The sequence below is a fragment of the Microvirga arvi genome, assembly GCF_016892765.1.
Taxonomy (GTDB): Bacteria; Pseudomonadota; Alphaproteobacteria; order Rhizobiales; family Beijerinckiaceae; genus Microvirga; species Microvirga arvi.
In genome coordinates, this window is record NZ_JAFEMD010000008.1 from 43155 (window position 1) to 63816 (window position 20662).

The window sequence follows — 20662 nt, forward strand, 5'->3', positions numbered from 1 at the left end:
CTTGCAATGAAACCGCAACTCGTTGCCGGCGCAGATCTGCAGGCTACTTTGCCTCCGAGACAGCCTCGCTCACTCCAAGGCGCTTGTCGAGGTACGCGTCTACCGAGACCATCAGCTCATCCACCCTGCCGTCGAAGAAGTGGTTGGCGCCTTCGATGACGGCGTGCTCGAGCTTCACGCCCTTCTGGGTCTTCACCTTCTCGATGACGCTGACCACGTCCTTGACCGGCGCAACGCGGTCTTCCGAGCCGTGCACGAACAGGCCTGACGACGGGCAGGGGGCGAGGAACGAGAAGTCATAGCGGTTGGCCATGGCGGCAATCGAGATGAAGCCTTCGATCTCCGGGCGGCGCATGAGGAGCTGCATGCCGATCCAGGCGCCGAAGGACACGCCGGCAATCCAGCAGGCGCGGGCATCGGGGTTCATGGCCTGGGCCCAATCAAGGGCGGCGGCGGCGTCCGAGAGCTCGCCCTGGCCGTGATCGAAGGCGCCCTGGCTGCGGCCGACGCCGCGGAAGTTGAACCGCAGAACCGAGAAGCCGCGCTTCGCGAAGTCATAGTACAGGTTGTAGACGATCTGGTTGTTCATCGTCCCGCCGAATTGCGGGTGCGGGTGCAGGATGATGGCGATGGGAGCGCCCTTCTCCTTGGCTGGCTGGTAGCGTCCCTCGATGCGACCGGCAGGACCCGTGAAGATAACTTCAGGCATATACGCTAACCTCTTGATCACCTCTCCATCAAGAGAGGGAAAACCCCGGACGACCTTGACTCCAGGTCGCGGATCCTCATAAAAGAACCCTTAGAACTATTCTAAATTGTTCCATTGTTTCATTAATCCGGACGGCTACGGCCAGCGGATGAAACACCGGACAGATGTGGTTGCGGTGCTTTAGCACGGCAACCTGGGTCGATTGCAAGAATTTCGTGAGGCCTCCGGCAGTGATGGCATCCGGCCAGCGCACATACCTTGACCATAACGCCACCTCGCCCCTGCGGCCGGAGGTGGCTGAGGCGGTGCTGCGTGCGCTCCAGCTCCCGGGAAACGCCTCTTCCGTCCATGCCGAAGGTCGCGCTGCGCGGGCCGAGATCGAGAAGGCCCGCGAGACGGTGGCGCGCCTCGTCGGCGCCAGGACGAAGAACGTCATCTTCACGAGCGGTGGCACCGAAGCGGCTAATCTGGTTCTGACGCCAGGCTTCCGTCGCCTGGGGCAGGCGGGGCCAACCCGGCTGCTGGTCGGGGCCGCCGAGCACCCCTGCGTTCTCAACGGCCACCGCTTTCCTCAGGATGCCGTCCACAGCATCCCCGTTGATTCCAGCGGTATTCTTGATCTGGCCTGGCTTGAGGCGCATCTGAAGCGGGCGGGCGACGAGCGGGTTCTGGTTTCCGTCCAACTGGCCAACAACGAGACCGGCGTGCTGCAGCCGGTGGCCGAGGCGGCCCGGCTCGTGCACATGCATGGCGGCCTGATCCATACCGATGCGGTGCAGGCCGCGGGCAGGATCCCGATCGATATCGCCGCGCTCGGCGTCGATGCGCTGACCCTCTCGGCCCACAAGATCGGCGGGCCGAAGGGAATCGGGGCCGTAATCCTCGCCTCCGACCAGTTCGAGATCGCCGACCGTCTGATCCGGGGCGGCGGGCAGGAGAAGGGTTTCAGGGCCGGCACCGAGAACGTGGCGGCCATTGCCGGCTTCGGCGCGGCGGCCGAGATCGCCTTGGAAAGCCTGGAGCAGGAAGCCGCTCGGCTTGGTGTTCTCAGGAGCGAGGCCGAGGCCGAGCTTCGCCGGATCGCGCCGGATGCGGTTGTTGTGGGCGCGCTGGCTGAGCGGTTGCCTAACACCGTCGCCTTTGCCATACCCGGCCTCAAGGCCGAGACGGCATTGATCGCCTTCGATCTGGCAGGGGTTGCCCTGTCCTCCGGTTCGGCCTGCTCGTCCGGAAAGGTCAAGCGGTCGCATGTGCTCGATGCCATGGGCATGGAGCCGGCCCTCGCCGAGGGCGTTTTGCGTGTGAGTTTGGGGTGGTCGACCACGAAAGAAGACGTAATCCGCTTTGCGGAAGCGTGCGAAAGGGTGGTCGGCACCTTATATAAGCGGAAGGCGAGCGCGGCCTGAAAGGCTTCGCTTCGCATTCCATGTCATCAACCCGCGGCCCTTGAAGCCGTGAGCGGTGGGAGAGACAGATGCCTGCAGTGCAGGAAACGATCGATCAGGTTCGTCTGATCGACGTCGATCAATACAAGTACGGCTTCGAGACCGAAGTCGAAATGGAGAAGTCCCCAAAGGGCCTCTCCGAGGACGTGATCCGCTTCATCTCGGCCAAGAAGGGCGAGCCTGAGTGGATGCTCCAGTGGCGCCTCGACGCCTACAAGCGCTGGCTCACCATGAAGGAGCCGAACTGGGCGCGCGTGTCCTACGACAAGATCGACTACAACGACATCTATTACTATGCCGCGCCGAAGAAGAACCAGGCGCCGAAGTCCCTGGACGAGGTGGATCCGGAGATTCTCAGAACCTACGAGAAGCTTGGCATTCCGCTGCGCGAGCAGGAGATCCTGGCCGGCGTCGAGCCGCAGCGCCGGGTCGCCGTGGATGCGGTGTTCGATTCAGTGTCGGTGGCCACCACCTTCAAGGAAGAGCTGGCCAAGGCCGGCGTGATCTTCATGCCGATCTCGGAAGCCATCCGGGAATACCCCGACCTTGTGCGCCAGTACATGGGCACGGTCGTGCCGGTGACGGACAACTTCTTCGCCACCCTCAATTCTGCTGTCTTCACGGACGGCTCGTTCGTCTACATTCCGCCGGGCGTGCGCTGCCCGATGGAGCTGTCCACCTACTTCCGCATCAACGAGAAGAACACGGGCCAGTTCGAGCGCACCCTGATCATCGCAGACAAGGGCTCCTACGTGTCGTATCTCGAAGGCTGCACGGCCCCGAAGCGCGACGAGAACCAGCTCCATGCCGCTGTGGTCGAGCTGATTGCCCTCGACGATGCCGAGATCAAGTATTCCACGGTCCAGAACTGGTATCCGGGCGATGCTCAAGGGAAGGGCGGCATCTACAATTTCGTGACCAAGCGCGGCGATTGCCGGGGCAAGAACTCGGTCATCACCTGGACGCAGGTGGAGACCGGATCGGCCATCACCTGGAAGTACCCGTCCTGCATCCTGCGCGGAGACAACTCGCGGGGCGAGTTCTACTCGATCGCGGTGTCGAACGGCATGCAGCAGGTCGATTCCGGCACCAAGATGATCCACCTGGGCAAGAACACCAAGAGCCGGATCATCTCGAAGGGCATCGCTGCGGGCAAGTCCGAGAACACCTATCGCGGTCTCGTTTCGGCTCACCGCAAGGCGACCGGCGCTCGCAACTTCACGAACTGCGACTCGCTCCTGATCGGCAACCAATGCGGCGCGCATACGGTGCCTTACATCGAGTCGAAGAATGCGTCCGCCGTGTTCGAACACGAGGCGACCACATCGAAGATCTCCGATGATCAGATGTTCTACTGCCGGCAGCGCGGCCTCTCGGCAGAGGAAGCGACGGCGCTGATCGTCAATGGCTTTGTGAAGGACGTGCTGCAGCACCTCCCCATGGAGTTCGCGGTCGAGGCGCAGAAGCTGATCTCGATCTCACTTGAAGGCTCGGTGGGCTAATCAAAGGCGAAGACGTGGATGCCCGGGACAAGCCCGGGCATGACGCGAGACCCTCAAAGCCCGTCATGGCCGGAGTTGATCCGGCCATCCACGACTAACAAACGGAATTCTACAATGCTCGAAATCAAGAACTTGGTTGTCCAGATCGAGGACAAGCGCATTCTCAACGGCCTCAACCTCACCGTGAACAAGGGCGAGATCGCCGCCATCATGGGCCCGAACGGCTCCGGCAAGTCGACCCTGTCCTATGTGATCGCCGGCAAGGAGGACTACGAGGTCCTCGACGGCGAGATCCTGCTCGACGGCGAGAACGTGCTGGAGATGGAGCCCGACCAGCGCGCCGCAGCCGGTGTATTCCTGGCCTTCCAGTATCCGCTGGAGATCCCCGGCGTCGCCTCGATGACCTTCCTGAAGGCCACCCTCAACGCCCAGCGCAAGGCGCGCGGCGAAGTGGAGCTGACCACGCCGGATTTCATCAAGCGCGTGAACGCCGTCGCCACCCAGCTCGAGATCCCGAAGGACATGCTCAAGCGCGCCCTCAATGTCGGCTTCTCCGGCGGCGAGAAGAAGCGCATGGAGATCCTGCAGATGGCGCTGCTCCAGCCGTCCTTCTGCATCCTCGACGAAACGGATTCCGGTCTCGACATCGATGCGCTTCGCGTCGTGTCCGAGGGTGTGAACGCGCTCCGCTCGCCCGACCGCGCCTTCCTCGTCATCACGCACTATCAGCGCCTCCTGAACTACATCGTGCCGGACACCGTGCATGTCATGCACTCGGGCCGCATCGTGAAGTCGGGTGGCAAGGACCTAGCCCTCGAGCTCGAGGCGAACGGCTACGCCGATTACCGGGACAGCGAGGCCGCGTAACATGGCTGATGTCACTCTCATGAAGACGCCGGCGGAAACCGCGCTGGTGCAGGCTTTCGAGAGCGCGAAGACCAGTCTGCCGGGTCAGGCCGAGTCGCGCGCTCAGGCTTTCGAGCAATTCAACCAGCGGGGCCTGCCGCACCGCCGGGTGGAGGAATTCAAGTATACCGACCTTCGCGCCATGATGCGCGAGGTTGCGCCTTTCGCCTCCACGCCTTCCTCGGAGGAGGCGCAAGCGGCCCTGGCAGGCGCGAAGGCGCTCGCCGGCGTCGCGGCGCTGCAGGTGCCGTTCGTGAACGGCCACTTCGTGCGCGAGGCGGTGGACTTCCACAAGCTGCCCGAGAATGTCGAGATCGTCCCGCTGGCCGAGGCTTTGGCGGATGGCCATGAGTGGCTCGCCCGCCTGAGCCCGGTTCCCTGGTCGAACGACAATCCGGTTTACCAGCTCAACACGTCCTTCATGGCCGATGGGGTGATGATCCGGATTGCCGGACCCGTCGAGACGCCGGTTCACTTGCGCTTCGTCACGTCAGCGACATCCGCCGTCGCCACCGCGACCCGCATTCTCGTGGTCGTGGAGGAGGGCGCCTCGGCGACCCTGCTCGAAACCCACGAGAGCACCGACGGCGCCAACCACCAGCCCAACGACGTGGTCGAGATGATCGCCGGCGACCGCACCAACGTGCAGCATGTGCGCGTCAACGCCGAGGGCGACAAGGCGCTGGCCCTTTCGACGCTCGCCGCCAAGATCGGCGGAGAGGCGGTGTTCAACAGCATCAACGTCACAGCGGGATCGGCGACCTCGCGGCACCAGGTCTTCACGATTCTGGACGGCGAGAATACGAACCTGCGCGTCAACGGCGCGACGATGCTGAAAGGCACGCAGCATGCCGACTCGACCCTGGTGGTCGAGCACGCCGCACCCCATTGCGAGAGCCGCGAACTGTTCAAGACGGTCATCGACAACGAGGCGACCGGCGTCTTCCAGGGCAAGATCATCGTCCCGCATCATGCCCAGAAGACCGACGGGCGGATGATGTCGGCGGCGCTCCTCCTGGAGGAGGGCGGCTCGATGAACAACAAGCCCGAACTCGAAATCTTCGCCGACGACGTGCAGTGCGCCCACGGCGCCACCTGCGGCCAGCTCGACGAAGACCTCCTGTTCTACCTGAGGGCTCGCGGCTTGCCGAAGAAGGAGGCCGAAAGCCTCCTGGTCCAGGCCTTCCTGGGCGAGGCGCTGGAGTTCGTCGAGAACGAGACCGTCCGTGAGGCCCTCGTCGGCACGGTCGAGGGCTGGCTGAGGGCTCGCTCGTAAGACTCAACGCGTCATGGCCGGGCTTGTCCCGGCCATCCCGATGTGAAAAAGCGCGGCGCTTTTCCTAATCGGGATCACCGGCACAAGGCCGGTGATGACGGCAGAGGAAGACAGGTAAGGCAATGAACGCTCCTATGAAGCCCTACGACGTCGAAGCCGTCCGGGCGGAGTTCCCGATCCTGGGCCAGCAGGTCTATGGCAGGCCGCTCGTCTATCTCGACAGCGCCGCCTCGGCCCAGAAGCCGCGCGTGGTGATCGATGCCATGGTGAACACCATGCAGACGGGCTACGCGAACGTTCATCGCGGCCTGCACCATATGGCGAACGTGGCGACGGAAGGCTTCGAGCGCGCCCGCGAGACGGTGCGGGAATTCCTCAACGCCGAATCGACGGATGAGATCGTCTTCACCAAGTCGGCCACCGAAGCCTACAACCTGGTGGCGGATTCCTTCGGTCGCATGAACATTGGGGAGGGGGACGAGATCATTCTCTCCATCATGGAGCACCATTCCAACATCGTGCCCTGGCACTTCCTGCGCGAGCGGAAAGGCGCGGTGATCAAGTGGGCTCCCGTGGATGACGAAGGCAATTTCCTCGTCGAGGAATTCGAAAAACTCTTCTCGCCCCGCACGAAGATCGTCGCCATCACCCACATGTCCAACGTGCTGGGCACCGTGACGCCGATCAAGGAAATCATCCGTATCGCCCATGCCCATGGGGTTCCGGTTCTGGTGGACGGCGCCCAGGGGGCGGTCCATCTCCAGGTGGACGTGCGCGATCTCGATGCGGATTTCTATGTCTTCACCGGTCACAAGGTCTATGGGCCGACGGGCATCGGCGTCCTCTACGGCAAGCGCGAATGGCTTGAGAAGATGCCGCCCTATTCGGGTGGCGGCGAGATGATCCGCGAGGTGCGCCAGGATGCGATCACCTACAATGATCCGCCGCACCGCTTCGAGGCCGGAACGCCGCCGATCATCGAGGCCATCGGCCTCGATGCGGCCCTGCGCTTCATGATGGAGCTTGGCCGGGAGAACATCCAGGCGCATGAGGCGGCGCTTTCGGCCTATGCCCACGAGCGTCTGGGCGCCATGAATTCGGTGCGCATTATCGGCCGCGCCAAAGGCAAAGGCGCGATCCTCGCCTTCGAGATGAAGGGCGCGCATGCCCATGACGTCGCCACGATCATCGACCGCCAGGGCGTTGCCGTCAGGGCGGGCACCCATTGCGCCATGCCGCTGCTGGAGCGCTTCGGGGCGACTTCGACCTGCCGCGCCTCGTTTGGCCTCTACAACACCATGCAAGAAGTCGATAAGCTGGCGGATGCCCTGCAGAAGGCGGAAGCCCTGTTCGCCTGAGGATTTGACCTGTGAATGACATGACCCCCACCCAGGACGGCCCCAACGCGCCGCAGGTATCCCCTGGCTCGGCGATCCCACCGGAAGAGCTCGACCGCATGACGGACGACATCATCGCGTCACTCAAGACCGTCTACGACCCGGAGATCCCGTCCGACATCTACGAACTCGGCCTGATCTATCGAGTTGACATCGACGATGACCGCAACGTCACCATCGACATGACCCTGACCGCCCCCGGCTGCCCGGTCGCCGGTGAGATGCCGGGATGGGTGGAGAATGCCGTCTCGGCGGTGCAGGGTGTCCAGAGCGTCAGGGTCAACATGGTTTTCGACCCGCCGTGGGATCAAAGCCGCATGTCCGACGAGGCGCGGGTTGCGCTGGACATGTGGTGAGGGCTTCGCCTGCCACCATTCTCATTCGAAATTTCTACCGCCATGGCCGGGCTTGTCCCGGCCATCCACGTTTTAGGAGGTTTGAAGACGTGGATCCCCGGAACAAGTCCGGGGATGACGAGGGGTGAAGCTGCACAAAATCCTGTGCTAAGCTTTCCCTAATCGAGCCCGAATGCCTTGAGGCCAGTATGAACGCGCCTCCGAACCTTGAAACCCTCCACGTCCGCTGCTGCATCGTCGGCGGCGGGCCTGCGGGAATGATGCTGGGGCTGCTGCTGGCCCGGCGGGGTGTCGAGGTTCTGGTGCTAGAAAAGCATGCGGACTTCCTCCGCGATTTCCGCGGGGATACCATTCATCCGTCGACGCTCGAAGTCATGCATGAACTCGGGCTGCTCGATGAGTTCCTGGCCCGGCCGCACCAGCAAACCCAGACGGTCAGCCTTGTTGTCGGCGGTGAGACGCTCACCCTCGGGGACTTCTCGCATCTGCCGACCCGCTGCAAGTTCATCGTCTTCATGCCGCAATGGGAGTTCCTCGATTTCCTGGCCGATCACGCCCACGAGTATCCGCATTTCAGGCTGCGCATGGAGGCGGAGGTGACGGATCTGATCGAGGAGCAGGGCAGGATAGCCGGCGTGCAGGTTGCGACGCCCGAAGGACCTCTCGCCGTTCGGGCCGACCTCGTGGTCGCCGCCGATGGCAGGCGCTCCGTCGTTCGCGAGAAAGCGGGGCTCGAAATCCACGATCTCGGCGCGCCAATGGACGTACTCTGGATGCGGGTATCGAGGCGTCCCGGCGATCCCAGCCAGCTGCTCGGGCGCATCGAGGCCGGCCAGATGCTGGTGATGATCGATCGCGGAGATTACTGGCAATGCGCCTATCTCATCGCGAAGGGAACGGCGGAGCGTCTTAAGGCGGAGGGGCTTCCAGCCTTTCGTGCGAAGCTCGCCGGGCTCGCTCCTTTCCTTGGAAACCGGGTCGATGAGCTTCAATCCTGGGACGACATCAAGCTGCTCACCGTCGCCATCGATCGTCTCAAGCAATGGTACAGGCCCGGGCTGCTGTGCATCGGCGATGCGGCACACGCCATGTCGCCCGCGGGCGGGGTGGGGATCAATCTCGCAATCCAGGATGCGGTCGCAACCGCCAATATCCTGGGGCCCTTGCTCACGCGCGGTTCCGCAGGCATCGAACAGCTGGCTCTTGTGCAGAAGCGGCGCGAGTGGCCGACCCGCATGACGCAACGGCTTCAGATGCTGCTTCAGAACCGGCTGATCACGCCGGTTCTCAACAGCAAAGGGCCGGTCTCACCGCCCTGGCTCATCCGTTGGCTGGCGCAAAGGCCCCTGTTCCGGCGCATTCCCGCCCGCCTCGTCGGCATCGGCTTCCGGCCGGAGCATGTGCGCTGAAGGCCCAGCCTCGTCCTGATCGGCCGCCACGATGTCATCCGCTTCCTCGACGGAGGACAGAACGGGTTCGCGGGGAGCGTCGGGCACGGCGGCGAACATGGCCCGGGCGATCTCCTGCTCACCCATCACGATCCGGGTCGCGCCGCATTTCATGACGTGCTCCTCCTGGGCGAAGGAGTGGGCACGGACGATGATCGGCAGGTCCGGGTTGATCCGGCGGGCCTGCTCGACCACCTGGCCGCTCTCGAAAGCGTCTGGAATGGCGACCAGCAGGCAGCGGGCTTGCCTGATATTGGCGGCGGCCGCCACGTCGGGATCGGCGGCGTTGCCGACGATGACGTCAAGACCGTCCTTTTGCAGCTCGGCGCCGAGCTGCTCCTTGTTGGTCTCGATGACGAGGAGGGGTGCCCCGATCGAGGCCATCTTGCGGCTGATGTATTTGCCGACCCGGCCATGGCCGACGAGCACCACGTGATCGGTGAGAGACGTGACCGGAAGCGGCCCCCGCGCGGCGGCTGCGGCGGCTTCTTCTGCGGCGACGGCTTCCTTCTCGGCGGCGGCAGCTTCCGCCTTCGCCTGGGCTCTGACGGTGTCCCGCTTCGCAAACCACCGGTCCAGCAGGGTGAAAAGGAACGGGTTCATCAGGATCGACAGGATCGCGCCTGCGAGGATCAGGTCGCGTCCCTTTTCGGGCAATATCTGAAGACCGACGCCCAAGCCCGCGAGAATGAAGGAGAACTCGCCGATCTGGGCGAGGCTCGCGGCGATGGTCAGCGCAGTCGAGTTCGGGTGTCCGAAAAGCCGGACGATGGCGAAGGCGGCGAGCGACTTGCCCACGACGATGATCAGGAAAGTCGCAACGACGGGGCCGAAATTGTTGACCAGGATCATCGGGTCGAACAGCATGCCGACCGAGACGAAGAACAGGACCGCGAAGGCGTCCCGAAGGGGCAGGGTTTCGGAAGCCGCCTGATGGCTGAGCTCCGACTCGCTCAGGACCATGCCGGCAAAGAAGGCTCCAAGGGCGAAGGACACGCCGAAGAGCTCGGCCGCACCGAAGGCTGCCCCCAGCGCGATGGCGAGAACCGCCAGGCGGAAGAGCTCGCGCGAGCCGGTGTGGGCAACGTAGTGAAGGATCCAAGGAATGACCCGGCGGCCGACGATCAGCATGACCGCCACGAACGCGATGACTTTGCCCAGGGTCAGTCCGAGGGAGATCACGATGGATTCGAGATCGGCCGAGGCACTGGAGGTGGCATTCGCAAAGGCCGGCAGCAGCACCAGCGTCAGCACCATGGCCAGATCTTCCACGATCAGCCAGCCGACGGCGATATGGCCGCGCTCGGTCTCGACGAGCCGGCGCTCCTGCAGGGCCCGCAGCAGCACGACCGTACTGGCGACCGAGAGGGCCAGGCCGAAGACGATGCCGCCGCCGATGGTCCAGCCCATGAGCCAGGCGACGCCCATGCCCAGCACGGTGGCGCTGGCGATCTGCACGACGGCGCCGGGAATGGCGATGGCGCGGACCGAGAGGAGATCCTTCAACGAGAAATGAAGTCCGACGCCGAACATGAGCAGAATGACGCCGATTTCCGCCAGCTGGTTGGCGAGCCCCTGGTCCGCCACGTAGCCGGGCGTGAAGGGTCCGGCGAGCACGCCAGCGAGCAGATAGCCGATGAGAGGGGAAAGGCGGAACCGATGTGCAACAGCGCCGAGAGCAAATGCCAGGACCAGGCCGATAACAATGGTCGAAATCAGCGGCGTATGATGCGGCATCGGCTCTCCTTCGGACGGATTTTGGGGGATCGTTGTTCCCGATATGGGCGACCTGGGCTGTTCGGGCAACCCTGAACGGTCTCGACGTTTGCCCTTTCACCGCTTATCTATAGTGGAACGAACTCGTTCTGCCCGGGCCTTGAACCCGGCTGTCAGGAGAGAAGGCTTATGGCTCTACCAGGCTTCAAGGTCGTGACCTTGACCGACGCGGCGGCGAACCGCGTCAAGGACATCATCAGTAAGGCGGACCGCTCCATCGTGGGCGTGCGCGTGGGCGTCAAGAACGGCGGCTGCGCCGGCATGTCCTACACCATGGAATATGCGGAAAGCGTCAACCCGCTCGACGAAGTCGTCGAGGACAAGGGCGTGACCGTGCTCATCGATCCGAAGGCGGTGCTGTTCCTGCTCGGCACGGAGATGGATTTCCAGACGACCAAGATGTCGTCCCAGTTCGTCTTCAACAATCCCAACCAGACGTCGGCCTGCGGCTGCGGCGAATCCGTCGCCATTACTCCCGCGACGCCGACAGCTCTTCAGCCGGCAGGCTAGACCATGGATGCCGAAGCCATTCGCGACGTCTTCCGCGGCTTCGGTCCTGTTCAAATCCGCAGGATGTTCGGTGGTCAGGGGATCTATCAGGGCGAGCAGATGTTCGCCCTGGAGGCCTATGGCGAGCTGTACCTCAAGGCGGACGAGGAGAGCGTCGGGCTCTTCAAGGAACGAGGCTCCCGTCCCTTCACCTTCGAGATGCGGAACGGCCGCACGACCCTGACGAGCTACTGGCTCATCCCGGAATCGGCCCTGGACGATCCCGACGAGGCGCGGGACTTCGCGACCATGGCCTTAGGCGCAGCCGGGCGCGCCAAGGCCGGCAAGAGCCGGAAGGGCAGCAGGGCGGGATCGCCCAACAAGTCCCGTAAGCCTGCCGTCGAGCCGGTTACTTAGCTTTCTTGACCGTCACCGGCCGCATGAGGAAGGCCGGAACGTGATCGCCCAGGCCAATGACCCGCTCGTCATCGTCCTCGCGCCGCGAACGGCCCTGATAGCCACGATCCGGGGACCTCTCGCGGTCTGACCTGTCGCGTTCAGGCCGAGGCCTGCGGCTTGGCCGCTCCTCCCTTGGCTGCTCCTCCCGAGGGATCGGCGTGACGATGGGCGCCGCTTCCCTTGCGGTCTCCGGCATCTCGCGCGATCGTCCCGAAGACCGGACCTTGACCTTGCGCCCGCGTGACCGTTCCTCGCCTCGATCTCCACGTCCGCCGCGACGGCGCGAGGAGCCCTCGGATTGCGGACGTTCCGCCAGCGTCGGCCCCTGCCATTCGACCGGCTGACCGATCAGCTTCTCGATTGCAGCAAGCGACTTTTCATCGCCCGGCCCCACCAGCGTGAAGGACTGGCCGGCGCGCCCGGCCCGTCCCGTGCGGCCGATGCGGTGCACGTAATCCTCGGCATGGTGCGGGGTGTCGTAGTTGAACACGTGGCTGACGGCAGGGATATCCAGGCCCCGCGCCGCCACGTCGCTCGCCACCAGCAGGGGCATCTCGCCGCTACGGAAGCTGTCGAGGGCCGCCATACGGGCGTGCTGATCCATGTCACCATGAAGCGCCACCGCTGCGAAACCGTGCTTCTGCAGGGAGCGGTGGAGAACGGCCACATCGCGCTTGCGGTTGCAGAACACGATGGCGTTCTGCAGGTCCGTGGCGCCTCTGATCAGCTCCCGCAGCGTCTCGCGCTTTTCGAAATCCTCCCGGCCCGTCGCCACGAGGCGCTGGGTGATGGTCGAAGCCGTCGAGGCGGCTCGGGCGACCTCGACCTTCACGGGATTATGAAGGAAGGCGTCCGCCAGACGCTGGATCTCGGGTGGCATGGTCGCGGAGAAGAACAGGGTCTGCCGGGTGAAAGGCACGAGCTTCACGATGCGCTCGATGTCCGGGATGAAGCCCATGTCGAGCATCCGGTCGGCCTCGTCGATCACGAGGAGCTCGACGCCCGTGAGCAGCAGCTTGCCGCGTTCGAAATGGTCGAGCAGGCGGCCCGGGGTCGCGATCAGCACGTCGACGCCGCGGGTGATCTTGGCATCCTGGTCGCCGAAGGACACGCCGCCGATCAGCAAGGCGACGGAAAGCTTGTGATTGATCCCGTACTTGTCGAAGTTGTCCTCGACCTGTGCGGCGAGCTCGCGGGTCGGCTCGAGGATCAAGGTGCGCGGCATGCGCGCCCGGGCCCGGCCGGTTTCCAGCAGGGTGAGCATCGGCAGGGTGAAGGCCGCCGTCTTGCCGGTGCCGGTCTGGGCGATGCCCAGCACGTCGCGGCGGGCAAGCACATGGGGAATGGCCTGGGCCTGGATCGGCGTCGGCTCAGTGTAGCCTGCGCTGGCGACAGACTGTTGAACTTTCTCGCTAAGTCCGAGTTCGGCGAACGACATGAATGCTAATTACCGTTGGGGCTAGGCGCGCTCTTAGGTGCCGGCCGCGCTCTACGGCAACAAACAGGCGCGAGTCTGGTTTCACCTGAGGTTCTTGCTCAAGTTTAGGGTGGCGGGACCATAGGATAAGCTATGGGCTTGTCAATCCAAGGAATTTGCCGAAGGGCAGAGAAGGAAGCTTTGATGGCCGAAACACTCGTATTGATTCCCGGTCTGGCCTGCACCTCCCGTCTCTTCGAGCCGCAGATCGCAGCCTTGTCGGAAGAACGCACCATCCTGGTCGCGGATCATACCCGGGATGATTCGATCCCGGCCATCGCCGCCCGCCTGCTGCGTGAGACGCCCGACCGCTTTGCTCTCGCCGGGCTCTCCATGGGCGGATACGTCGCCCTGGAGGTCCTGCGGCAGGCGCCTGAGCGGGTGGCGAGGCTCGCTCTGCTCGACACGAGCGCGCGCCCCGACTCGGTCGAGGCAAGCCAGGATCGCGAGCGGCTCATCGATCTGGCGGAGGCGGGGCGTTTCCAGGACATCCATTCCAAGCTCTGGCCGCGCCTGGTTCATCCCGACCGCCGGGCCGATCAGGCTCTGCAGGACATCGTGTTCGGCATGATGCAGGATACGGGACCTAAGGCTTATGGCCGGCAGCAGCGGGCCATCATGGCCCGGGCCGACTCGCGCCCGACGCTCCCAGGCATCGAGATTCCGACTCTGGTGCTCGTCGGGGAGGGCGATGCCATCACGCCGCCCGAGATCGCCCGGGAAATGGCCGAGATGATCGAGTGGGCTTCACTGGTGGTCGTGCCTGAGTCGGGACATCTATCGACCCTCGAGCAGCCAGAGCGGGTGACTCAGGCCCTCAAATTGTGGCTGGCCCAGGTTTAACCATGATTCCGTTCGCCTCTTGCGAAGCTCTTCGCGATCATGGTCAATGAATGGTTACCGATCCGGACAGAGGCGGCGAGGTAGGGCGATATTCTCCTTAAATGATTGTTATTTAAGGATTTTATTAGATCTCTGAATGGAAGGAAGAAGCTTCTGCCGTGACGAATTCCGCGCGTTGGGCGGCAGGATTTTCGTCGGATCCGCGGTTCAGGTTCAGACTGTGGCAGGAAAGTGACAGACGCAAGGGCACGTCTGGGGTAAAAGCTAAGCCACATCCTTCTAACAGACGGACCAAACCAATGAAAAAGATTCTCCTCTCCTCGGTTGCCTTGCTCGGCCTCGCCACTGGCGCTCTGGCTGCTGACCTTCCGTCCCGCCGCGCTGCTCCGGCTCCGATCATCGCTGCCGTTCCGGTCTTCACCTGGACCGGCTTCTACGTCGGTGTGAACGCCGGCTACGGCTGGAGCAACAACGACTTCGACGCAGTCGACATCGCCGATGTGGACGATGACGGCGGCTTCGTCGGCGGCGCCCAGGTCGGCTACAACTACCAGATCGGCTCCTTCGTGGTCGGTCTCGAAGGCGACGTGCAGTACGCTGACTTCGGCGCTGACGGCACCTTCGACTTCGACGGCGACGGCGTCTTCACCGACGACTTCGACTCCAGCGACTGGTTCGGCACCGTGCGTGCTCGCGCCGGTGTGGCCTTCGACCGCGCCCTGATCTACGCCACCGGCGGCTTCGCCTTTGCGGACGACGCGACTGGCTGGACCGTGGGCGGTGGTGTCGAGTACGCCTTCACCAACAACCTGTCGGCCAAGATCGAAGGCCTGTATGTCAGCCTCGACGGCGACGACGACGACCTGTTCCCGGGCTTCGACAACGAGACCGACTTCGGTGTGGTCCGCGCGGGCCTGAACTTCCGCTTCGGCACCTACTAAGAGCCGTCGCCCACAACAGACAGAAAAAGGCCCGGGCAAACCCCGGGCCTTTTTCTTTTGGACGATTCAACTTAACAGAGTCCCCTGACATCGGCGTTCAAGGCGCGAGCGAACAGGTCCGAGCGGCGCCTTTGATCGTGCCCCCATCATGCGACGGGAGTGCCGCCTTCGCGGATTGCGCTACCGAGTATGTTTTCACCGAACGCATGACGGCCCGTTTCGACGGGACGGAGGAGCGGGTGGACTTTGAGCGCTCACGCCGAATCCGCCTTCACCAACACCTGACGGCGCATTGCAAACGCCATATCTGGTTCAATGAGTTCCGGTACGCGAACGCGTCATTCCTCTGCGATGCGTCCTATGGTTCCGACCCGGATTTCCCGATCGTTCACGTCGGGGTGAGCTGCCAATTCAGCAGATCCTGACACCAAGTTGTCGTAGCGACACCAAGAGATCCGGCTTGTCCGGGCTTTTTGGTCTCGTGGTCGCTCAACAAAAAAGCCGGAGCCCAAGGCTCCGGCGAAGGAAGGCTGCTGATCCGCAGCCGGGAGGATCTCTGTCCGTTAGACGGAGTAGTACATCTGGAACTCGACCGGATGCGGGGTCATCTCGAAGCGGGCGACCTCGGTCATCTTCAGCTCGATGTAGCTGTCGATGAAGTCGTCGTTGAAGACGCCGCCGGCCTTCAGGAAGGCGCGGTCCTTGTCGAGGCTGGCGAGCGCTTCACGCAAGCTACCGCAGACGGTCGGGATCTTCTTCAGCTCGCGCGGAGGCAGGTCGTAGAGATCCTTGTCCATCGCCTGGCCGGGATCGATCTTGTTCAGGATGCCGTCGAGACCGGCCATCAGCATCGCCGCGAAGGCGAGGTACGGATTGGCGGTCGGATCGGGGAAGCGGACCTCGACGCGCTTGGCCTTAGGCGAAGTCGTCCACGGAATACGGCAGGAGGCCGAACGGTTGCGGGCCGAGTAGGCCAGCAGCACCGGAGCTTCGTAGCCCGGAACGAGACGCTTGTAGGAGTTCGTCGACGGGTTGGTGAAGGCGTTGAGCGCCTTGGCGTGCTTGATGATGCCGCCGATGTACCACAGGCACTCCTGGGACAGGTCGGCATATTTGTTGCCGGCAAACAGCGGCTTGCCGCCCTTCCAGAGGGACTGGTGGACGTGCATGCCCGAGCCATTGTCGCCGTAGACCGGCTTCGGCATGAAGGTGGCCGTCTTGCCGTAGGACTGGGCGACGTTATGGATGCAGTACTTGTAGATCTGCATCTCGTCGGCGGTGCGCACGAGGGTGTTGAACTTCGTGCCGAGCTCGTGCTGGGCGGAGGCCACCTCGTGGTGATGCTTCTCGACGGTCACGCCCATGGCCTTCATGGCCGCGAGCATCTCGCTGCGCATGTCCTGAGCGGAGTCCAGCGGGGGGACCGGGAAGTAGCCGCCCTTGGTCGGGATGCGGTGACCGAGGTTGCCGCCCTCGTAAGGAGTGTCGCCGTTCGTCGGCAGCTCAGCCGCATCGAGCTTGAAGCCGGTGTTGTAGGGGTCGGCCATGAACTTCACGTCGTCGAAGATGAAGAACTCAGCCTCGGGGCCGACAAAGACCGTGTCGGCGATGCCAGTGGATTTCAGGTAGGCCTCGGCCTTCTTGGCGATGCCGCGCGGATCGCGGTTGTAGGGCTCGCCCGTGGCCGGCTCAAGAATGTCGCAGTTGATCGACATCGTGGAGGCCGCAAAGAACGGGTCCATCTGGGCTGTCGTCGGGTCGGGCATGAGGGTCATGTCGGACTCGTTGATCGCCTTCCAGCCCGCGATGGACGAGCCGTCGAACATGATGCCGTCAGCGAACAGATCCTCGTCGACCATCGACACGTCGAAGGTCACATGCTGCCACTTGCCGCGCGGGTCCGTGAAACGGAAGTCGACGTATTGAACGTCGTTGTCCTTGATCGCCTTGAGCACATCCTTGGCGGTCTGCATGGTCTTCTGATCCTCTTCTGCCCTTGAGAGTAGTCCTCGGCGTTTAAGCCTTGGCTTGGATAAGCGAGTTTAGATCGCGTCGGATCCGGTCTCGCCCGTGCGGATGCGAACGGCCTCTTCGACCGTCGAAACGAAAATTTTGCCGTCGCCGATGCGCCCGGTCTGCGCTGCCTTGCGGATCGCCTCGATGGCGGCTTCGGCCATGTCGTCGTTCAGGACGATCTCGAGCTTCACCTTCGGCAGGAAATCCACGACGTATTCGGCGCCGCGGTAGAGTTCGGTATGGCCTTTCTGACGGCCGAAACCCTTGGCCTCGATGACGGTGATGCCTTGCAGGCCGACCTCCTGGAGAGCTTCTTTGACTTCATCGAGCTTGAAGGGCTTGATGATGGCTTCGATCTTCTTCATCCCGTTCAACCGTTCTGGTTCGAGGTTTTGCCGCTTTTAGCACCCGCAGGAGGCGCCTTTCCATGACTTCATCGACTCAAAGGTGGCCATTTTGCCGACTTCATGAGCATATTCTGCTCAAAATGTGTGCAGTTGCGAAAAAGCTCGCCAAATCCTGAAAAACGCGCCCATTTTGCTCTCATGACAGCCCTCGAACTCGTTCTGACCCCCCTTGAAATGAAGCAGGCCGACCGGGACACGATCGCGAGCGGGATTCTGGGGATCGAACTCATGAGGCGCGCCGGGCATGCAGTAGCCAGTTGTGCCGAAAAATTAGCCTCTCCGAGCGGCAGAATTGTTGTAGCAGCAGGGCCAGGTCAGAATGGCGGCGACGGCTTCCTTGCGGCGGACCTTCTAGCCAAGAAGGGATATCAGGTGAGCCTTGGCCTTTTGGGCGCTCCCGACCGGCTGACAGGCGATGCAGCTGTGGCTGCCAGGAGCTGGACGGGTGAGGTCGGGCGCGTCGAAGACCTCTCCTTTCATGAGGCGGACGTCATCATCGATGCGCTCTTCGGTACCGGTCTCGCGCGCGATCTCGATGGCACTGCGCGATTGGCCGTGGAACGCATGAATGCATCGGGGCGGCCGATTCTTGCGGTGGACCTACCCTCCGGCATCGATGGATACACCGGGGCAGTGCGAGGCATTGCGGTCAAAGCCGCCCGGACCGTGACCTTTGCCGCACTCAAGCCCTGCCATCTTCTGATGCCGGGGCGTGCTTATAGCGGCCTGGTCGAGGTAGCGGATATCGGAATCGACCGGAAGACGCTGGAGGCCAAGGGCGGCACGTTGTTCGCCAACAATCCGGCCCTCTGGAATCATCTGCTGCCACGGCCTGGCCTCTCCTCACACAAATACGAGCGCGGCCACACGCTGGTCGCCTCCGGCGGCGCGACCCGGACCGGCGCCGCGCGGCTGGCGGCGCGGGCGGCGCTCCGGGTCGGCTCGGGCCTCGTGACGGTCGCCTCGCCGCCGGAGGCGCTGGGGGTCAATGCGGCGCATCTCACCGCCGTGATGCTGCGGGGCTGCGACGGACCGGAGGGGCTCAACACGATCCTTCAGGACCAGCGCTTCAACGCCCTTGTGCTGGGGCCGGCGCTCGGCATTCATGCGGGCACCCGCGCCATGGTCGCTGTGGCGGTCCATGCCAGACGCAGCCTCGTGCTCGATGCGGACGCGCTGACCTCCTTCGAAGGGTTGGGCTCCGAGCTGCACGGAGCCTTCCGGCATGCGCCGACGGTGCTCACACCGCACGACGGCGAGTTCAACCGCCTGTTCAAGGGGCACCCTGATCTCCTTGATCCTGAATCGAAAATCGAGCGCGTCCGCCGGGCGGCCGCCTATACGGGCGCGGTGGTTCTGCTCAAAGGTGCGGATACGGTGATCGCCGCCCCCGACGGACGCGCCGCAATCAATGAGAACGGCACGCCCTACCTCGCGACGGCGGGATCGGGCGACACGCTCTGCGGTCTCATCGCCGGCCTGATGGCGCAGGGCGTGCCGGCCTTCGAAGCCGCCTGCGCCGGGGTCTGGATTCATGCGGAGGCGGGGGCGAGCTTCGGGCCCGGGCTCATCGCTGAAGATTTGGCGGAACTGGTGCCCGGCGTTTTGCGCGAACTCCTCAGGTAACCTCGATCCAGGTCCACAGGCCTGCATCGAACCGCTCCATGACGGTCGAGGCGAGAAGCCATTTGCCGGGGTTGTCGGCGACGAAGGCGATGCGGATTGTCTTGCTCTCCGGCACCTGCACGGTGTCGAGGAAGTAGGGTTCCCATCCGTCATCCAGAGCATGAAGCAGCCGGAAGCAGTGGCCGTGCAGGTGCAGGGGCTGCATGAAGGCCGTCTGGTTCGTCAGCGTCAGGACGACAGGGCTGCCGCGTTTCACCTTCAGGAGGGGCGCGCCTGTCGGCTGGCCCAGCCCTCCATTGATGGTCCAGGGAACGTTCGGCGCCTTGGGATCGCCCTTGATCACCACATCCTTGCGGGTGGCGTTCTGCAGCTTGATGGCGTCCGGCAGCTTCGTGTTCGGCGGCAGCGGGGCGACAGCAGCCAGGGCCGGGCGTTTCTCGCCTGCGGTCGCGATCTCGACGAGAGGCAGGCCGTCGCCGATGAGGGCCGTCACGGCGCCCGTCGCCCCAGCCTCGGCGGCGAGATCGACCAGAAGGTCGTAACGGGTGCCGGGCGCGAAAGGCAGGGAGGCCTTGAGGGGCTCGAAGGTGCTGGTGGGCTGCCCGTCGACGGCGATCACATAAGCCTTCAACCCATCCAGGCGCAGGCGCATGGCGCGCGCGCTGCAGGCATTGGCGAGCCGCAGCCGCAGCCGACCGCAGGGCGGCGCCTCGATCCGCTGGGGCGTCGGCTTGCCGTTCACGCTGAGCCAGCTCCCGAGCCGTCCGGCGGGGGCGGCTTCCGCCTTCTCGAAAGGCGCCAGCGATCCGTCGTCGTTCAGGCGCCAGTCGTCGATGAGCAGGGTGATGTCCTGATCAACGTGGGGAGAATTGGCCTCCTCTACGATCAGAAGCCCTGAGAGGCCGCGCTCCTGGGGCTCGGCACTGCCGCCGAGCACGCAAGGCCGGATCAGGAAGGTGCCGGCATCGGGCGGTGTGAACCGATATTCGTGGCTTTGGCCCGGTGCTGCCGATTCCTGAGTGAGACCGCCGACGCCGTCCATGGCGTTAGGACCGCGGACCCCATGGAAGTGCAGGGACAGGGGCAGGGCAGTCTCATTCCGCAGCTTCAATCGCAGCTCCGCCCCTTGTTTGACCCGCACCACAGGAGCGAAGGCTCCGTTGAAGGTCCAGGCTTCGACCTCGCCCGCATCCGGGCGAAGTCTCGTCGCAACGGGCTGCGCCGTCAGCTCCTCGGCAAAACCGCCCGAACCCTGCGCCATGCCGAGCCGGGGCAGGCCGATCAGGGAGGTGGCGAAACCGGCGGTCACGGCGCGGCGGGTGATCATTCAGGAGGGCTCGCGAATGGCTTGATGACGCTCGTACGGGTACAGCTTTGAACGTGAATGGCCAAGTTTGGTTGCCATTTGGCCGCACACCAACTTTTTTGATGCACACCTCGTCAACCATGCTATAGAGCCGCGTCCCGGAAGAGGGGCGCGTTCGCGCGCCGCTCCCGCGCGGGCGTGGCGGAATTGGTAGACGCACTGGATTTAGGTTCCAGCGACGCAAGTTGTGGGGGTTCGAGTCCCTCCGCCCGCACCAATCCCG

18 protein-coding genes and 1 tRNA gene are annotated in these 20662 nt (G+C 63.8%); 13 read left to right on the top strand and 6 right to left on the bottom strand.

Annotated features, from left to right (window positions below):
- Positions 1 to 43: 43 nt before the first annotated feature.
- The gene (locus tag ILT44_RS06845; RefSeq protein WP_204238831.1) at positions 44 to 709 is read right to left on the bottom strand and encodes an alpha/beta hydrolase; all 666 of its coding nucleotides are present in this window, start codon (positions 707 to 709) and stop codon (positions 44 to 46) included.
- 233 nt (positions 710 to 942) lie between these two features.
- Between ILT44_RS06845 and ILT44_RS06850 the strand changes: the two genes are divergently transcribed.
- From ILT44_RS06850 to ILT44_RS06880, 7 genes are all read left to right on the top strand, one after another.
- A complete protein-coding gene (locus ILT44_RS06850) occupies positions 943 to 2115 on the top strand; it encodes a cysteine desulfurase family protein (RefSeq protein WP_239467975.1) in 1173 nt (390 codons plus the stop codon).
- 68 nt (positions 2116 to 2183) lie between these two features.
- Positions 2184 to 3656 (top strand): Fe-S cluster assembly protein SufB, encoded by a 1473-nt coding sequence (gene sufB / locus ILT44_RS06855; RefSeq protein ID WP_204238833.1) that lies wholly within the window; start codon positions 2184 to 2186, stop codon positions 3654 to 3656.
- A 114-nt stretch (positions 3657 to 3770) separates the two neighbouring features.
- Entirely contained in the window at positions 3771 to 4523 is a 753-nt protein-coding gene (gene sufC / locus ILT44_RS06860) for a Fe-S cluster assembly ATPase SufC (RefSeq protein WP_239467966.1), read from the top strand.
- Between the two features lies 1 nt (position 4524).
- The gene (gene sufD, locus ILT44_RS06865; RefSeq protein ID WP_204238835.1) at positions 4525 to 5838 is read left to right on the top strand and encodes a Fe-S cluster assembly protein SufD; all 1314 of its coding nucleotides are present in this window, start codon (positions 4525 to 4527) and stop codon (positions 5836 to 5838) included.
- Between the two features lie 122 nt (positions 5839 to 5960).
- On the top strand, positions 5961 to 7196 hold the full coding sequence (locus ILT44_RS06870) for a cysteine desulfurase (protein WP_204238836.1): 1236 nt from the start codon (positions 5961 to 5963) through the stop codon (positions 7194 to 7196).
- Between the two features lie 20 nt (positions 7197 to 7216).
- Positions 7217 to 7591 (top strand): SUF system Fe-S cluster assembly protein, encoded by a 375-nt coding sequence (locus tag ILT44_RS06875; RefSeq protein WP_239467976.1) that lies wholly within the window; start codon positions 7217 to 7219, stop codon positions 7589 to 7591.
- 188 nt (positions 7592 to 7779) lie between these two features.
- A complete protein-coding gene (locus ILT44_RS06880) occupies positions 7780 to 9000 on the top strand; it encodes an FAD-dependent oxidoreductase (RefSeq protein ID WP_204238837.1) in 1221 nt (406 codons plus the stop codon).
- On the opposite strand, the gene ybaL is transcribed toward ILT44_RS06880, so the two are convergent.
- A complete protein-coding gene (ybaL, locus tag ILT44_RS06885) occupies positions 8899 to 10776 on the bottom strand; it encodes a YbaL family putative K(+) efflux transporter (protein ID WP_204238838.1) in 1878 nt (625 codons plus the stop codon). The two genes, ILT44_RS06880 and ybaL, sit on opposite strands and share 102 nt — an antisense overlap.
- A 168-nt stretch (positions 10777 to 10944) precedes the next feature.
- Here ybaL and sufA point away from each other — a divergent pair, with 168 nt between their 5' ends.
- Both sufA and ILT44_RS06895 read left to right on the top strand, forming a co-directional pair.
- Entirely contained in the window at positions 10945 to 11325 is a 381-nt protein-coding gene (gene sufA, locus ILT44_RS06890) for a Fe-S cluster assembly scaffold SufA (protein ID WP_204238839.1), read from the top strand.
- Positions 11326 to 11328: 3 nt separating this feature from the next.
- The gene (locus ILT44_RS06895; protein WP_204238840.1) at positions 11329 to 11721 is read left to right on the top strand and encodes a TfoX/Sxy family protein; all 393 of its coding nucleotides are present in this window, start codon (positions 11329 to 11331) and stop codon (positions 11719 to 11721) included.
- Here the strand turns inward: ILT44_RS06895 and ILT44_RS06900 are convergent.
- Positions 11714 to 13201 carry a DEAD/DEAH box helicase gene (locus ILT44_RS06900; protein ID WP_204238841.1) on the bottom strand — a complete coding sequence of 496 codons (1488 nt, stop codon included), beginning with the start codon at positions 13199 to 13201 and terminating at the stop codon, positions 11714 to 11716. The two genes, ILT44_RS06895 and ILT44_RS06900, sit on opposite strands and share 8 nt — an antisense overlap.
- Before the next feature lie 183 nt (positions 13202 to 13384).
- Between ILT44_RS06900 and ILT44_RS06905 the strand changes: the two genes are divergently transcribed.
- Positions 13385 to 14083: an alpha/beta fold hydrolase gene (locus ILT44_RS06905; RefSeq protein ID WP_204238842.1), complete on the top strand. Its 699-nt coding sequence runs from the start codon at positions 13385 to 13387 to the stop codon at positions 14081 to 14083.
- A 299-nt stretch (positions 14084 to 14382) separates the two neighbouring features.
- Positions 14383 to 15024, top strand: a complete 642-nt coding sequence (locus ILT44_RS06910) for an outer membrane protein (RefSeq protein ID WP_204238843.1) — start codon at positions 14383 to 14385, stop codon at positions 15022 to 15024.
- Between the two features lie 563 nt (positions 15025 to 15587).
- Here ILT44_RS06910 and glnA read toward each other — a convergent pair.
- Positions 15588 to 16997: a type I glutamate--ammonia ligase gene (gene glnA / locus ILT44_RS06915; RefSeq protein WP_204238844.1), complete on the bottom strand. Its 1410-nt coding sequence runs from the start codon at positions 16995 to 16997 to the stop codon at positions 15588 to 15590.
- Positions 16998 to 17066: 69 nt separating this feature from the next.
- The gene (locus ILT44_RS06920; protein ID WP_204238845.1) at positions 17067 to 17405 is read right to left on the bottom strand and encodes a P-II family nitrogen regulator; all 339 of its coding nucleotides are present in this window, start codon (positions 17403 to 17405) and stop codon (positions 17067 to 17069) included.
- Positions 17406 to 17585: 180 nt separating this feature from the next.
- Between ILT44_RS06920 and ILT44_RS06925 the strand changes: the two genes are divergently transcribed.
- Positions 17586 to 19073 (top strand): NAD(P)H-hydrate dehydratase, encoded by a 1488-nt coding sequence (locus ILT44_RS06925; RefSeq protein ID WP_204238846.1) that lies wholly within the window; start codon positions 17586 to 17588, stop codon positions 19071 to 19073.
- Here the strand turns inward: ILT44_RS06925 and ILT44_RS06930 are convergent.
- Positions 19066 to 20400: a multicopper oxidase family protein gene (locus tag ILT44_RS06930; RefSeq protein ID WP_204238847.1), complete on the bottom strand. Its 1335-nt coding sequence runs from the start codon at positions 20398 to 20400 to the stop codon at positions 19066 to 19068. The two genes, ILT44_RS06925 and ILT44_RS06930, sit on opposite strands and share 8 nt — an antisense overlap.
- Before the next feature lie 171 nt (positions 20401 to 20571).
- On the opposite strand from ILT44_RS06930, the gene ILT44_RS06935 reads away from it, so the two are divergent.
- A tRNA-Leu gene (locus ILT44_RS06935) sits at positions 20572 to 20656 on the top strand.
- Positions 20657 to 20662: the final 6 nt, after the last annotated feature.

What these genes read in the sequence shown, in the direction of transcription:
- ILT44_RS06845 (WP_204238831.1), bottom strand. Translation starts at nt 709, where the DNA reads ATGCCTGAAGTTATCTTCACGGGTCCTGCCGGTCGCATCGAGGGACGC.
- ILT44_RS06850 (WP_239467975.1), top strand. Translation starts at nt 943, where the DNA reads ATGGCATCCGGCCAGCGCACATACCTTGACCATAACGCCACCTCGCCC.
- sufB (WP_204238833.1), top strand. Translation starts at nt 2,184, where the DNA reads ATGCCTGCAGTGCAGGAAACGATCGATCAGGTTCGTCTGATCGACGTC.
- sufC (WP_239467966.1), top strand. Translation starts at nt 3,771, where the DNA reads ATGCTCGAAATCAAGAACTTGGTTGTCCAGATCGAGGACAAGCGCATT.
- sufD (WP_204238835.1), top strand. Translation starts at nt 4,525, where the DNA reads ATGGCTGATGTCACTCTCATGAAGACGCCGGCGGAAACCGCGCTGGTG.
- ILT44_RS06870 (WP_204238836.1), top strand. Translation starts at nt 5,961, where the DNA reads ATGAACGCTCCTATGAAGCCCTACGACGTCGAAGCCGTCCGGGCGGAG.
- ILT44_RS06875 (WP_239467976.1), top strand. Translation starts at nt 7,217, where the DNA reads ATGACCCCCACCCAGGACGGCCCCAACGCGCCGCAGGTATCCCCTGGC.
- ILT44_RS06880 (WP_204238837.1), top strand. Translation starts at nt 7,780, where the DNA reads ATGAACGCGCCTCCGAACCTTGAAACCCTCCACGTCCGCTGCTGCATC.
- ybaL (WP_204238838.1), bottom strand. Translation starts at nt 10,776, where the DNA reads ATGCCGCATCATACGCCGCTGATTTCGACCATTGTTATCGGCCTGGTC.
- sufA (WP_204238839.1), top strand. Translation starts at nt 10,945, where the DNA reads ATGGCTCTACCAGGCTTCAAGGTCGTGACCTTGACCGACGCGGCGGCG.
- ILT44_RS06895 (WP_204238840.1), top strand. Translation starts at nt 11,329, where the DNA reads ATGGATGCCGAAGCCATTCGCGACGTCTTCCGCGGCTTCGGTCCTGTT.
- ILT44_RS06900 (WP_204238841.1), bottom strand. Translation starts at nt 13,201, where the DNA reads ATGTCGTTCGCCGAACTCGGACTTAGCGAGAAAGTTCAACAGTCTGTC.
- ILT44_RS06905 (WP_204238842.1), top strand. Translation starts at nt 13,385, where the DNA reads ATGGCCGAAACACTCGTATTGATTCCCGGTCTGGCCTGCACCTCCCGT.
- ILT44_RS06910 (WP_204238843.1), top strand. Translation starts at nt 14,383, where the DNA reads ATGAAAAAGATTCTCCTCTCCTCGGTTGCCTTGCTCGGCCTCGCCACT.
- glnA (WP_204238844.1), bottom strand. Translation starts at nt 16,997, where the DNA reads ATGCAGACCGCCAAGGATGTGCTCAAGGCGATCAAGGACAACGACGTT.
- ILT44_RS06920 (WP_204238845.1), bottom strand. Translation starts at nt 17,405, where the DNA reads ATGAAGAAGATCGAAGCCATCATCAAGCCCTTCAAGCTCGATGAAGTC.
- ILT44_RS06925 (WP_204238846.1), top strand. Translation starts at nt 17,586, where the DNA reads ATGACAGCCCTCGAACTCGTTCTGACCCCCCTTGAAATGAAGCAGGCC.
- ILT44_RS06930 (WP_204238847.1), bottom strand. Translation starts at nt 20,400, where the DNA reads ATGATCACCCGCCGCGCCGTGACCGCCGGTTTCGCCACCTCCCTGATC.